The organism is Lactiplantibacillus xiangfangensis (assembly GCF_001438845.1).
Classification (GTDB): domain Bacteria; phylum Bacillota; class Bacilli; order Lactobacillales; family Lactobacillaceae; genus Lactiplantibacillus; species Lactiplantibacillus xiangfangensis.
The window spans coordinates 196129-209188 of sequence record NZ_JQCL01000057.1 but is presented as its reverse complement, the minus strand read 5'-3'; the positions used below and the strand labels follow the sequence as shown (position 1 = coordinate 209188).

14 protein-coding genes are annotated in these 13060 nt (G+C 45.1%); 10 read left to right on the top strand and 4 right to left on the bottom strand.

What is annotated here, in order from left to right; translation table 11 throughout:
• The first annotated feature begins 2 nt into the window (after positions 1 to 2).
• The gene (locus IV64_RS06550) at positions 3 to 1019 is read left to right on the top strand and encodes a LacI family DNA-binding transcriptional regulator (protein WP_057706390.1); all 1017 of its coding nucleotides are present in this window, start codon (positions 3 to 5) and stop codon (positions 1017 to 1019) included.
• Positions 1020 to 1069: 50 nt separating this feature from the next.
• Here the strand turns inward: IV64_RS06550 and IV64_RS06545 are convergent, their stop codons facing one another.
• The 4 genes from IV64_RS06545 to IV64_RS06530 form a co-directional block, all read right to left on the bottom strand.
• Positions 1070 to 2443 (bottom strand): glycoside hydrolase family 1 protein, encoded by a 1374-nt coding sequence (locus IV64_RS06545; RefSeq protein ID WP_057706600.1) that lies wholly within the window; start codon positions 2441 to 2443, stop codon positions 1070 to 1072.
• Positions 2444 to 2888: 445 nt separating this feature from the next.
• Complete coding sequence (locus tag IV64_RS06540; protein WP_057706387.1) at positions 2889 to 3074, bottom strand: hypothetical protein; 186 nt, start codon at positions 3072 to 3074, stop codon at positions 2889 to 2891.
• 102 nt (positions 3075 to 3176) lie between these two features.
• Positions 3177 to 3704: a GNAT family N-acetyltransferase gene (locus IV64_RS06535; RefSeq protein ID WP_057706385.1), complete on the bottom strand. Its 528-nt coding sequence runs from the start codon at positions 3702 to 3704 to the stop codon at positions 3177 to 3179.
• A complete protein-coding gene (locus IV64_RS06530) occupies positions 3704 to 4192 on the bottom strand; it encodes a GNAT family N-acetyltransferase (RefSeq protein ID WP_057706383.1) in 489 nt (162 codons plus the stop codon). Before IV64_RS06530 ends, IV64_RS06535 begins: the two co-directional genes overlap by 1 nt.
• Before the next feature lie 193 nt (positions 4193 to 4385).
• On the opposite strand from IV64_RS06530, the gene IV64_RS06525 reads away from it, so the two are divergent.
• The 9 genes from IV64_RS06525 to IV64_RS06485 all read left to right on the top strand — a co-directional run bounded on the left by IV64_RS06525 (position 4386) and on the right by IV64_RS06485 (position 13007).
• The gene (locus tag IV64_RS06525) at positions 4386 to 4853 is read left to right on the top strand and encodes an ASCH domain-containing protein (protein WP_057706382.1); all 468 of its coding nucleotides are present in this window, start codon (positions 4386 to 4388) and stop codon (positions 4851 to 4853) included.
• Positions 4854 to 5059: 206 nt separating this feature from the next.
• The gene (locus IV64_RS06520) at positions 5060 to 5602 is read left to right on the top strand and encodes a helix-turn-helix domain-containing protein (protein WP_057706380.1); all 543 of its coding nucleotides are present in this window, start codon (positions 5060 to 5062) and stop codon (positions 5600 to 5602) included.
• A gap of 21 nt (positions 5603 to 5623) precedes the next feature.
• On the top strand, positions 5624 to 6721 hold the full coding sequence (locus IV64_RS06515) for an ABC transporter ATP-binding protein (protein ID WP_057706378.1): 1098 nt from the start codon (positions 5624 to 5626) through the stop codon (positions 6719 to 6721).
• Positions 6722 to 6733: 12 nt separating this feature from the next.
• A complete protein-coding gene (locus IV64_RS06510; RefSeq protein ID WP_057706376.1) occupies positions 6734 to 7567 on the top strand; it encodes an ABC transporter permease in 834 nt (277 codons plus the stop codon).
• Positions 7564 to 8379: an ABC transporter permease gene (locus IV64_RS06505; RefSeq protein WP_057706374.1), complete on the top strand. Its 816-nt coding sequence runs from the start codon at positions 7564 to 7566 to the stop codon at positions 8377 to 8379. The genes IV64_RS06510 and IV64_RS06505 overlap by 4 nt, the downstream gene beginning before the upstream one ends.
• Positions 8376 to 9446, top strand: a complete 1071-nt coding sequence (locus tag IV64_RS06500) for an ABC transporter substrate-binding protein (RefSeq protein WP_057706372.1) — start codon at positions 8376 to 8378, stop codon at positions 9444 to 9446. The genes IV64_RS06505 and IV64_RS06500 overlap by 4 nt, the downstream gene beginning before the upstream one ends.
• Before the next feature lie 410 nt (positions 9447 to 9856).
• Positions 9857 to 11005 (top strand): RNA-guided endonuclease InsQ/TnpB family protein, encoded by a 1149-nt coding sequence (locus IV64_RS06495; protein WP_083491597.1) that lies wholly within the window; start codon positions 9857 to 9859, stop codon positions 11003 to 11005.
• Between the two features lie 200 nt (positions 11006 to 11205).
• Positions 11206 to 11985 carry a CPBP family intramembrane glutamic endopeptidase gene (locus tag IV64_RS06490; protein WP_057706367.1) on the top strand — a complete coding sequence of 260 codons (780 nt, stop codon included), beginning with the start codon at positions 11206 to 11208 and terminating at the stop codon, positions 11983 to 11985.
• A 230-nt stretch (positions 11986 to 12215) separates the two neighbouring features.
• Complete coding sequence (locus tag IV64_RS06485; protein ID WP_057706366.1) at positions 12216 to 13007, top strand: CPBP family intramembrane glutamic endopeptidase; 792 nt, start codon at positions 12216 to 12218, stop codon at positions 13005 to 13007.
• Positions 13008 to 13060 lie beyond the last annotated feature (53 nt).

The following is a 13060-nucleotide window of genomic DNA, read 5'->3' as shown; positions in this document are numbered from 1 at the left end:
TCATGGCATCCATTCGTGAAGTCGCTAAGGCGGCGGGCGTTTCTGTTGGTAGTATTTCACGCTATCTAAACGGGCAACAGCTTAAAGCGACCAATATGGAAAAAATTAAAAAAGCAATTGATGACCTTGGTTATCAAGAAAACATCATTGCCAAGGGTCTGAAAAATAACAAAAGTTTTTCAGTGGGCTTATTAATGAACAACATATCTAGTCGGCTAAGTATGGATATTGTCTCCAGTATTGAAGAGGTCATGGAAAACGCTGGTTATAGCATCTTGCTAAGCGGATTTGAAGGTTCACCTGAACGCGCTGTTAATAAAATCGACTATCTTATCAGTCATGCCGTTGATGGTCTAATCATCTTTGAAGCAGACAAAAGTTGGCCTGGTATGGCCAAACTAGCCAATGTCAAAGTTCCAGTGATTTCTCTTAACAATCCTAGCGACCTGCCTAACGTTGACACGGTATTAGTTGACGACCGTGGTAGTGTGCGCCGCTTGATTAGCCATCTGATTGCTCAAGGGCATCATCACATCGGCATCATCACCGCGCCTCAATCGGATTACACTGCCCGCGAACGACTTGCCGGCGTTCATGAAGCTGTCCGTGACCATCCCGATGTAAAAGTTAGTACCTTTTACGGAGATTATTCACGGCCAAGTGGTTTTGAAGGTGCCCAGCAACTTATTAATAGGCATATTGACGCATTATTCGTCTGCAACTTCAACATGTCACTCGGCGCCTTAGAATACTGTAATCGCGCTGGCGTTCGGATTGATCAAGATTTGTCCTTTAGCCACTTTGATTATTTAGATGAAATGAGCAATTTAATTTCTAATCGGCTCGTGATTCAACAACCAGCCAAAGAGATTGGTGGCATGTGTGCCGAACGATTGTTAGACCGCATTAACCATCAAGCTAAAGACGTTGGCTCAACCTTCATTTTTGATAACCTCATCGTTGGCTTAGGCGATGACCAAAACGCCATTAACAAGCCTAAAATCATCACTAAATCGTAATAACAAAAGCGTCTCAGCATGTGCTGGGACGCTTTTGTTACCTTTATCATTTAATCTGACGACAAATCTGAACCATTGCTTGCAATGACATGTTTGAACCAGTAAAACGACTTTTTAGGAATCCTTTTAAGATCCTTGCTATCCGTATTCGTTTGATTGACATAAACTGCGCCATAACGCTTATCGACATTACCACTAGAACTTGGAATATCAATCAACCCCCAGCCCAAATAACCAATCACTTTTACCCCATCTTCGGCAACGGCCGCCTTCATTGCCTGAATGTGCTGACGGTGATAGTCGATTCGGTAATCATCTTGAATCTCGTGACCATCGTAGTTCTCGCGTACCCCAATCCCATTTTCAATTGGAAACATTGGTACGCCATATTCATTGTAAACACGCGTTAATACATCACGGAATCCGAGCGCATCAACGTTCCAATTCCATTCATTATACGGCGTATACGCGTTGTGCACTTCGCCATAATCTAAGTACCGGTTAGGAATAGTATTAATGGGAACTCGACTAGCATCAATCAGACTACTTCGATAGTAAGAAAATGCGATAAAATCACTCTTTAACTCATCAAAGTCTTTCTGATCAGCTACTGTGAAGTCAAAATCAATGTGGTGGTTTTTCGTATATGTCAAAACTTGGTTTGAATAATGACCATGTACAAACACGTCTAATAAGTTGCGGTTCAAAAACTCATTAACTTGACGTGCAAACTGATTATCTCTAGGGTTAGCCGTTGCAGCGTAGCATTCTTCGTACGCCAACATACCACCAATTTTAGCCGTAGTGGTGGCGTGTAAGTAATTTGCAACTTGCGCATGAGCAACCATCACGTGATTGGCAATCGTATAAATTTCTGCATCCTGCTTACCATCTTTTAAGCAGCCCGCATAAACTCGGGCATAACTAGAAGAATAAAGATTTTGTTCATTAAAAGTAATCCAATACGGAACCTGCTTACCGAACTCATCCACCATTCTTTTACCAAAGCGTACAAAAGCGTCGACCACGTGGCGACTCAAAAAGCCGTTGTATTTTTGTGCCAGCGCCAACGGCATATCAAAATGATACAGGCAGATCATCGGTGTAATGTTACGGGCTAGTAACGCATTAATCAATTGGTGATAAAAGGCAATCCCAGCTTCATTAAAGTCACCATCACCATCGGGACAAACCCGACTCCACGAAATTTGAAGTCGGTAACAGTTCATATTCATAGCCTGCATCAAATCGTAGTCTTCAGCATATCGGTGATATTCGTCAATCGTTACATCCCAGCCCGCATTGTCTGCATTCGGTTTACGCAAATCGTAGACCGAGGCCCCCTTACCACCTTCATGGGTCGCACCTTCCGTTTGCATGCTAGAGGTCGAATTTCCCCACAAGAATCCATTTGGTAATGTCATTTTCACTGGTAATCAGCTTCCCTTCATGAATTATATTCATTTAGTTCATCATATTAATTCGGTATCACACTTATTTTTGAACCGGTTCAAAAATAAGTATAAACCATCTCACAGTTATTGCAAGGGCTTACATATTGACCGAAACCTATGTGCTATTTATCCAATATCTACTGCAATTACACTTTCCGTTAGTACGGCTGCAGGCGGCTCGTAATGAATGCCGCCGTGAAGGTGGTGTTGACGGGATGAATTTTCCCGTTTACACCACGGACGTCTTTAATGATTTGCGGGTTAGGCAAAGCATTAAAGCGAGGTGAAAGACCGTTCCTCAGGCTTTCACCGGTCCCATAGCGGCACTCATTACGAGCCGCCGGAAGCAAGTACAGACATAAAAACAGGATCTCAGAAATCACATAAGAATTTCTGAGATCCTGTTTTTGAGCTCCTATTTTTTCCGCAATTCGTAAGCGGCGTATTCCATGATTCCCATCAGGACAACTAAACTAATCGGAAAGGCAATCACACTGGTTGTTAAGCTAGCAGTCAACTCGAAGAAGTAGAAGAGCACCGCCAGTAAAATAACCGCCGCAATCAGCATGCCAGTATCGGCCTTTCCCCATCGTTTAAGCATCGTATTTACCCTCATTTCTATAATATGATCATCATGAGTTTAACACGAATCGCATCAGTTTAGGTGGCTGGACACGTCAAAATCCGATGAGAATTGCACCTTTTATTTTAATAGACGGGACATTGTCGTTACCGGTAGCCGACCGCCATGTTTAAGTGGCAAAAAGAGTTGGTCGCCATTCTCAAAGCCAAGCTTTTTCCAGAAGGTTTCCACCCCGGTATCGGTTGCGACCCGGGTCAGTTGTAGGCAAACAACCCCACTCTTCATGGCCGCTTGCATTAAACCGGTCATAATCACTTTGCCGACCGTCTTTCGTTGGTAAGCTTGATTAACCATTAGTAGTCCAATGAATAAAAATTGTTCTTGCGGGTACTGGTTTAATACGTCCAAGACGGCCACTAACCGGTTGGCCAAATAAAAACCAAACACCTGCTTTTGTTCCGGTACAACCGTGTGTGGCGTTGCCGTTAAGTCGTGCTGCACTTCTTCCGTGGTCAACGGTTCTGGTGAAAAGTAGCGGTGGTATTCCGGATTACTCTGTTCTAATGCGAGTAATTCTTCTTGATCTTCCAGTGTTAATAACCGGATTTTAAAGTTAGGTAGTTCTGCTTGTAGCGTTGATAATTTCATTATTTGTCCCAGACTTTCTCTAAATTGTACCAAGTTTCATCAGCGTGGCTAGACGCCGCGACACCCTGATTCGTAAATCCGTTCTGCTCGTAAAATGGCACGAGTCGTTTTAGACACGTTAACGATAAACTGGTCCGGCCCTTTGCGCGGGCGTCAGCTTCTAGCGCTGCCAATAGTTGACTACCGACATGCTGATGACGAGCTGCCGGTGCGACGGCCAAAGTAAAGACGAGTTGGTGGCCACCATGTGCTAAGTTCGTCGGGGTCGTCGCAAACATTTCGTCTTCAATGTAGCGTTCCGTTGTCGCGGGTCCCACAATGAAGCCTAGGACCACATCATCATCACGCGCAACCAAAAAGGTCGATTCCAACTTTTGAATCCGCTCCTGATAGGTCGCTTGACTCCCCGCTTCAGCGTCGGAAAAGCCCGCCCGTTCAATGGTCATGATTTGTGGTAAATCAGTCACTTTGACTGGTGTAATTTGCATATCGTTACCCCCAATTCATAGTTTTATTATAGCAAAATTTCAATCGTTAAGTCGCCGTAATGATTAACACCCGTTTTCTAAATGAAAAGCAGTCACTGCCGTGTCGTTTTGAGAAACGACATGCTATACTTAGGTTGTGAATTCGGTTACATGACCATGAATCCACTATTCTTATTGAAATTAGGTGAAGCTTATGCCAGCAAAATCAGCAGAAGAATTATGGAAAGCATATACTGAAACGACCGATACCAACGGGGCCTCTTATCAGACCCGCTGGTTCGGCAATCAGAACAAGCCAGCCGAGGTTCAAGCCGCAACGGATGCCATCTTAGCTGGGACTAAAACCGCAACGACGACCCCATTGGACACCTATACCAATGAACAAGTTGCCATCCCCCAGCCTGGTGACTACAACGTGTTATTCAACGGCGATATGAAACCAGTTGCCGTGATTAAAACGGTCGTTTCCGAACTGATCCCGTTCTACCGGATCTCCGCGGAACACGCCTGGCACGAAGATGAAGGCGACCGGACCATCGGCGACTGGCGCCAACGTAAAACGGATGAATTTACCCCGACCCTTGAAGCGCACGGACACAACTTATCTTCCGACACACCAATGGTCAGTGAAGTCTTCGAAGTTGTTTATCGCGCCGACTAATCTAATAACCATGACGAGTCTGGGATAATCACCCAGACTCTTTTTTGCAATTAGCGAAAGCTAACGAACCAGCTTATATGTTCGATTAGAATAACATATCAATCACACGCATTTTTAACTTGTCTCACCAATCTTTTTCGCTATAATTAAAAGCTGTACTAAACTTATTGTTTACTTAAACAAAACTACGATTCGAGGTGAATGTCATGGACATCGGTCAGCGTATCCGTAATTTACGGATGCAAAAACAACTGACACAAGAAGAACTGGGGGAACGGACTGATTTAAGTAAGGGTTACATATCGCAACTAGAACATAACCAATCCTCACCCTCAATGGAAACTTTTTTTGCCATCATTGAAGTACTTGGGATGACTCCGGCCGCCTTTTTTGCGCCCGAACCGCCCAATCATAAAATCGTCTACCACCCAAGCGAACACCGAATTTACGACGATGAAGCACTCGGTTACCAGTTAAAGTGGCTCGTCCCGGCTTCAAATGAGAACGAACTCGAACCCGTCACGGTCACTTTAGCGCCCAACGGTTGCTTCAAATCCTTTGAGCCATCGCCGGCGGAGACCTTCATCATGGTCCAAACCGGCACCTTACACTTACGCCTCGGTAGTCAGGAACACGTGGCAACTGCGGGTGATACGCTTTACTTTCACGCAACCAAGACGCATCAAATTCGTAACGTGGGACCGTCGCCCTGCACATTTACCTTAGTTACGACCGCGTCCTACTTATAATTTATTAGGGGGTCCTTTCCATTGGCGGTTAATACACAGCCGATCGTGCGGCTAAATCACGTTTGTAAAAGTTATGGAGATCATCAAATTCTTAAAGATATCAACTTAGAACTCGAGGCCGGTAAATTTTATACCTTACTAGGCCCATCCGGTTGTGGGAAAACAACCATTTTGCGGACGATTGCAGGGTTCACCGCAGTCACTTCCGGTGAAGTTGAATTCGACGGTAAGGTCATCAACGGCCTGCCTGCCAACCAACGGCAAGTGAACACGGTGTTCCAAGATTACGCCCTTTTCCCACACATGAACGTCGCCGAAAACGTGGCGTTTGGCCTTAAACTGCATAAAGTTTCCAAGGACGAAATTGACCAACGGGTTCAAGACGCCTTAGCCATGGTTCAACTAGCGGACTTTGGTGATCGCGAAATCAGTGAAATTTCCGGTGGGCAACAACAACGGGTCGCCATTGCCCGCGCACTCGTCATGCGGCCAAAAGTCTTGCTCCTTGACGAACCCCTCTCAGCGTTGGACGCTAAATTACGCAAGGACATGCAGTACGAATTGCGCGATTTACAACAGCGGTTAGGGATTACCTTCCTCTTCGTCACCCATGACCAAGAAGAAGCCCTCGCGATGAGTGATGAGATTTTTGTCATGAACGACGGCGCCATTTTACAAGGTGGCAGTCCAGTCGACATTTACGACGAACCCATCAACCACTTTGTCGCTAACTTTATCGGGGAAAGTAACATCATCCCCGGCAAAATGTTAAAAGACTTTGAAGTCGAATTCGTTGGCAAGGCCTTCGAATGTGCCGACGGTGGGATGCGTCCTAACGAAGCCGTCGAAGTGGTCCTTCGCCCAGAAGACTTGGACATTGTCGCCGCCAATCAAGGTAAACTCGTGGTGACCGTAGATTCGCAATTGTTCCGAGGCAACTACTTTGAAATCGTCGCCTACGACAGCGACCACAACGAGTGGCTCGTTCATTCAACGAACCCGGCCGACGAAGGGGAACCCATTGGCCTGACTTTCGATCCGCAAGACATCCACGTCATGCGGTTAAACGAAAGCGAAGCTGCTTTTGATGCCCGACTCGAACAATACGAAGACGATTAGGGGGCGAAGCTAATGCAACGAAAACAACGCTTGAGCCGCAACACGGCTTACTTCATCCCGTACATGCTGTGGATTTTACTATTCGTCATTGCGCCGGTCCTATTACTGATTTATCAATCATTTTTTAACATTGACGGCCAATTTACCTTCGCGAACTATCAGACCTACTTTTCATCAAACACTTACCTGATGATGACGCTTAATTCCGTCTGGTACGCCTTTTTGATTACTCTGGCGACGTTACTCATTAGTTATCCAACGGCGTACGTCCTTAATGAGACGAAGTATCCCCAACTGTGGCTACTCCTCATTATCATGCCGACTTGGATTAACTTGTTGCTTAAAGCCTACGCCTTCATTGGCATCTTCAGTCAGTCCGGGATCGCCAATCAATTTCTCAGCTTCATTGGTATTGGCCCACAACAATTGCTCTTTACTAACTTTAGCTTTATTTTTGTCGCGGCCTACATCCAGATTCCGTTCATGGTCTTACCCATCTACAACTCGATCAGCGAACTGAATCCGTCCTACGTCAACGCCAGTCGTGACTTGGGCGCAACCAACTGGCAAACTTTCAGTCGGGTGATTTTTCCACTCACCTTGCCCGGGGTCAAAGCCGGCATTCAAGCCGTCTTCATCCCGTCGCTCTCCCTCTTCATGTTGACCCGCCTGATTGGTGGTAACAAGGTGATTACCTTAGGGACTGCGATTGAAGAACATTTCTTGACGACGATGAACTGGGGCATGGGTTCCACGATTGGGGTCGTCTTGATCATCGCCATGGTCATCATTATGATGCTGACTAGCGGTGGCAAACGGCGCACGCGAAAGGGGATGACCAAATGAGCTTACGTAACTTTAAGTGGCGTAACCTGTATTTATGGCTCGTTTTCATCGTATTGTACGCCCCAATTATTTTTCTAATCGTATACTCCTTCAGTAAGGGCGACACGATGAATAACTTTCACGGCTTCACTTGGTCACACTACCAAGACCTGTTCGCAGATAGCCGTCTGATCGCCATTTTTCTCGACACCTTACTCGTCGCCCTGCTATCGTCCATCTTAGCCACGGTGATTGGGACGTTGGGGGCGCTTGGCATCAACAATACGACTAAGGCCATTACAAAAAACACCCTGTTGTCGCTGAATAATATTTTGATGGTTTCCCCCGACGTTATCATTGGGGCGAGCTTTCTTATCTTCTTCACGGCGTTAAAGATTCCATTAGGCTTCGGCTCAGTTCTCTTGAGTCATATCGCATTTTCGATTCCCATCGTCGTTTTGATGGTGTTGCCTAAAATTCAAGAAATGAGCAGTAGTTTGCTCGACGCGGCGGCCGACCTTGGCGCCAACAACTGGCAACTCTTAAGCCAGGTCATCGTGCCGTACATCATGCCCGGCATCTTTTCTGGCTTCTTCATGGCCCTGACCTACTCGTTAGACGACTTCGCAGTCACCTTCTTCGTTACGGGGAACGGTTTTACCACCCTATCCGTTGAAATCTACTCACGGGCCCGTCAAGGCATCAACTTGGAGATCAACGCGCTATCCGGCCTCATGTTCTTAATGGCCCTGATTCTCGTCGTTGGCTACTACTTCATTAATCAATACAGTCGTAAACATCGACGGACAGCAACGAGGGGGCGGCGGAAATGAAAAAATTACTAAGCGTCGTACTCGCCCTATTGGCCGTCTGTGGGTTACTCGCGTTCGGTGCCCATCAACTCCAGACCACTTCTGGCAGTACCGGGAAAAAGGTCTTGAACTTGTATACGTGGGGCGATTACATTGACCCGAACCTGCTCACCAAGTTCCAAAAGCAGACTGGCTACCACGTCAACGTCGAAACGTTCGACAGTAACGAAGCCATGTTTACAAAAATCAAACAGGGTGGGACTAGTTACGACTTGACCGTGCCGAGCGACTACATGATTGAAAAGATGAAAAAGGCCAACTTACTGTTACCGTTAGATAAAAGTAAGCTGACTGGTATGCATAACTACGATCCACGCTTCATGAACCTTGATTTTGACCGGGACAATCGCTACTCCGTGCCCTACTTCTGGGGAACTTTAGGGATTATCTACAACGACAAGTACATTAAGCCCGGCAGCATCAAGCACTGGAACGACCTTTGGGAAAAGCAGTATAAAAATAAGGTGATGCTGATCGACAGCGCCCGTGACGTCATGGGCTTTGCGCTCGCATCCATGAACCAGTCGATGAACACGACCGACCCCGCCACCTTATTAGCCGCGCGTAACAAGCTCAACCGGTTATCTCCCAACGTAAAAGCGGTCGTCGCTGACGAAATCAAGATGTACATGATTCAAAACGAAGCCGCCGTCGCTGTCGATTGGTCCGGTGAGGCTAGTGAAATGCTGGATAGCAACTCCCACCTACACTACGTTGTCCCGTCTGAAGGTAGTAATCTCTGGTTTGACAACCTCGTCATTCCAAAAACGGCGAAACATTTCAAAGCGATTTACGCTTTCTTGAATTTCATGAGTGAACCGAAAAATGCGGCCCAAAACGCCAAGTACATCGGTTACGCCACACCAAACAAGAAAGCTAAGGCGCTGTTACCAAAGTCTATTCGTAACGATCGTCAGTTTTATCCTGACAACCAAACGATTCGGCACTTACAAATTTACAAGGACCTCTCGCCAGCCAAAGTTGGCTTATACAATGACCGGTACCTTGAATTTAAGATGCACCATTAAATTAATTTGCTTCTTTAGTCCCGGAAAATAATTCCGGGACTTTTTGCGTAACTAGAAGTATACGACTGTTATTTTAAAGTTTCACACTAAAATAATTGACTAGACTAGCTTAACGAGGAGGAAGTTAATCATTAACTAAAATATAGAAAAGTGTAGAACTATGTAGAAAAGAAATCCAAGCTTCCCACAGAGAGTAAATACGGAGGTGGCGAGCTTGGTGATGATTAAATCTAGCGATATGCCATCACAGTTCAATCACTGTAAAAGTGAAAATGCGCGATGCGTCTTGCCCAACTAAGTCAGTTTTGTTAAAGAAATCATTCTCGATGATCAAATCACTGACATCAATAACGGCCTAAATTATAATGAGAAGTGAAAAGACAACACTAATTTGGGTGGTGAAGATGCTGATGATTCGAACACAAAAAGTAATGCTTTATCCTAATCGTCACATGGCAAAAGCACTCGATAGGCTTTGTGATTATCGCAGGTATTGCTGGAATGAAGGATTGGCTACTTGGAATGACATGTATGACTTATATACGATTGATTCCAGCAGTCCCCGTCCCAGTTTTTACTCCGTTCGGAATGAATTAGTTGCGAATAAAGCTGATTGGCAATATGAATTATCAGCGCGTACCTTACAATTGGCGATTGCTGATTTAGGAAACGCTTGGCAGAACTTCTTTGATAAGACACAACCTTATTGGGGTAAACCGGTATTCAAGTCGAAAAAGTCTGCTCGGCAGGGCTTTAAAACCGATCGAGCAAAAATTGTCGCTGGTAAGCTTCACTTGGATAAACCACATGGCGTTAAAAATTGGTATGACATCAGGATTAGCCGACACGTTGATTTGTCAGGTGTACTGAAGGTGGTCAGTATTTACCGTGAAAATGGTAAATACTGGGCTAGTTTTCCCTTTGAAGTTAATCTTGATGACAAGCCACAAACTGGTGATAGTTCAGCTGTTGACGTGAACGTTGGTCATTTAGATTACACGGCTGGCGTCATTAATACCTTGCCGAAACGATTACGTAAGCTGTATCAGCGAATCAAGTTTTACCAGAAACAGCTAGCTCATAAGCGAGTCGTGAATGGGAACAAAGCAACTAAGGGCAGTCGCTACGTTGCAATGAGAAACAAATTGCAGCGTGACTATCGCAAAGTTGCCAATATCCAACATGACATCATGCAAAAATTCACGACGGACCTCGTCAATGATTACGACAAAATCGTGATTGAAGACCTATCCGTCAAAGCTATGCAGATGAGTCACGTTGCTTCTAAAGGTTTGCAACGCTCAATGTTTGGCTACTTTCGGCAAACATTAAGCTATAAGTGTGAGTGGTACGGTAAAGAGCTAATACTTGCAGATTGCCAATATCCTTCAACACAGCGCTGTTCAAAGTGCGGTCATATCAAATCTGGAAACGATAAAATAACGTTACAAGGTAATACAACACATCGGACTAAGCATAGTGAATATGTTTGTTACAATTGCGGCGCAGTACTCGATCGTGATGAAAATGCCGTTGCCAATCTACTGGATTTAATCTAAAAAATAATAACTTAACGGGGCTGGCTAAGTCCTTAAACTGTCATAGTTGGTCCATGCGATTACTCCTTAGTGGAATATCGGAATACCGGCGTCATAACGGCAGCAAGTAAAATCAAGAAAGGAAATATGTAATCTTTCTAAATGTAGAAATCAGCCATGATTTTCTACATTTCTCTATATTTTGCATAGCAGTACTTATTATGACAAATTTTAAACGGGGCTGGGGATTAGCCCTACTATGCTACATCTGGGTCATCATCCTTTTCTTTGCCTCATCCCTTTTGTTCGCTTTGGGCTGGATACCTAAGCATTATGCCGGCATCGTTCAAGAAGCCGTTGTCTTACTCGGTGTTTGGCTCTTTAACCACTACATCGCCCATGTCCCGGTCTCCTTTTGGAACCGGCATTACGGTTGGGGTCAGTTGGAACAGGCCGTGCCGGCTCTACTCCTTGTCGGTCACTTGGTTGTGGCCAACCTACCAAAAGTTCTCAGTTTGCCCTTTACACCACTAGTGTTAATGTATTTAGACTACGTCTTCTTAATTGGCCTAACGGAAGAATATGTCTTCCGCGGCGTCATGATTCCGTTACTAGCACGATCATTACCAAATAGTAATTTTGCCGTTGTCGTCATTTCCAGTTTTCTCTTTGGCGGCTTGCACCTGATCAACAGCACGTACTTGTCACTGTCTTATGTGCTACCACAAATTCTCTTTGCCACGGCGTTGGGGGTCCTATTTGCAGGGGTTTATATTCGAACCCGCAATTTAGGTTTACCGATTCTAATGCACGCCGCGACGGATCTATCCCTCGTGGTTCAACTGATACAACACCCTAGCAACGCCAACCTGTATTTCAGTTTCTACATTTCAATCGTGGCTATCTCACTGTGCGGTATCATCCTAATAATCACACTCTTTGTGGCTGATCGACAGGTCTGGCCCGCCGAAATTCTAACGGAACGATCTGCAACGAACTAAGTGACTTTCTAGCTTAGATTGGTTGGTATGGAAGAAACCTCACACGTTTACAATTTTTGGGAACGAATCGCTACGGTAGGTGAACCCATGGGTGGTTAGAAGCAATCATCTGAACTATTTCTGGGAGAATCAACGTTGTTATACCAATGTCAAAACACTATCTTTAGTTTTCAACTTTCAGTTCCATGCTAAAATAGTGACAAGACAAACTTAATGAGGTGTAACCAATTATGAAAAACTTTAAACGGGGCTGGGGATTAGCCCTACTATGCTTCATATGGGTCATCGCCCTCTTTTTTGCCACGGCCGTCTTATTCAGCTTCGGCTTGATTCCGAAGCAGTATTCTGGAATCGTTCAAGATGCCATCGTCCTATTCGGCGTTTGGATTTTCAATCATTACTTAGCACACGTCCCGGTATTATTTTGGAATCATCACAACGGTTGGGGACAACTAGAACAGGCCGTACCGGCATTATTAGTGGTCGGTTTACTCGTTTCAGCCAACCTAACTAGGTTATTCACCGTCCCCTTCACACCTTTAATTTTAATGTACTTAGGCTATATCATTTTAGTCGGCTTAACCGAAGAATACGTCTTTCGCGGCGTCATGATTCCGTTACTAGCCCGCTCATTACCGGGTAAGAATCTCGCCGTCGTCTTAATTTCTAGCTTTCTTTTCGGGGGCTTGCACTTGATGAATAGCACCCACTTATCATTAACGTATGTATTACCTCAGATTCTATTTGCCATGGCGCTCGGCACCTTATTTGCGGGCGTTTATATCAGAACGCGCAACTTGGGACTACCGATCCTAATGCACGCCGCTACCGACCTGTCAGTGGTCGTTCAGTTGACGCAACATCCGAATAGTAACGCCAACCTGGACTTTAGCCGGAACGTTTCAATTGTCGTATCAGTCTTTTACGGCGCATTACTACTGCTCGCAATTTTAGTGGCCGCACGCCAAGTCCAAAACGTTAAAATCCCAACGGAACGGTTAAAAAGAGAGTCCCAGTCATAGAAACATGGTATAAAACATGTCATGTCATAATTGTCTATAATCAAAAACGGAAC

Coding starts and splice junctions, on each gene's coding strand:
- IV64_RS06550 (WP_057706390.1), top strand. CDS start 3: ATGGCATCCATTCGTGAAGTCGCTAAGGCGGCGGGCGTTTCTGTTGGT.
- IV64_RS06545 (WP_057706600.1), bottom strand. CDS start 2,443: ATGACATTACCAAATGGATTCTTGTGGGGAAATTCGACCTCTAGCATG.
- IV64_RS06540 (WP_057706387.1), bottom strand. CDS start 3,074: ATGCTTAAACGATGGGGAAAGGCCGATACTGGCATGCTGATTGCGGCG.
- IV64_RS06535 (WP_057706385.1), bottom strand. CDS start 3,704: ATGAAATTATCAACGCTACAAGCAGAACTACCTAACTTTAAAATCCGG.
- IV64_RS06530 (WP_057706383.1), bottom strand. CDS start 4,192: ATGCAAATTACACCAGTCAAAGTGACTGATTTACCACAAATCATGACC.
- IV64_RS06525 (WP_057706382.1), top strand. CDS start 4,386: ATGCCAGCAAAATCAGCAGAAGAATTATGGAAAGCATATACTGAAACG.
- IV64_RS06520 (WP_057706380.1), top strand. CDS start 5,060: ATGGACATCGGTCAGCGTATCCGTAATTTACGGATGCAAAAACAACTG.
- IV64_RS06510 (WP_057706376.1), top strand. CDS start 6,734: ATGCAACGAAAACAACGCTTGAGCCGCAACACGGCTTACTTCATCCCG.
- IV64_RS06505 (WP_057706374.1), top strand. CDS start 7,564: ATGAGCTTACGTAACTTTAAGTGGCGTAACCTGTATTTATGGCTCGTT.
- IV64_RS06500 (WP_057706372.1), top strand. CDS start 8,376: ATGAAAAAATTACTAAGCGTCGTACTCGCCCTATTGGCCGTCTGTGGG.
- IV64_RS06495 (WP_083491597.1), top strand. CDS start 9,857: ATGATTCGAACACAAAAAGTAATGCTTTATCCTAATCGTCACATGGCA.
- IV64_RS06490 (WP_057706367.1), top strand. CDS start 11,206: ATGACAAATTTTAAACGGGGCTGGGGATTAGCCCTACTATGCTACATC.
- IV64_RS06485 (WP_057706366.1), top strand. CDS start 12,216: ATGAAAAACTTTAAACGGGGCTGGGGATTAGCCCTACTATGCTTCATA.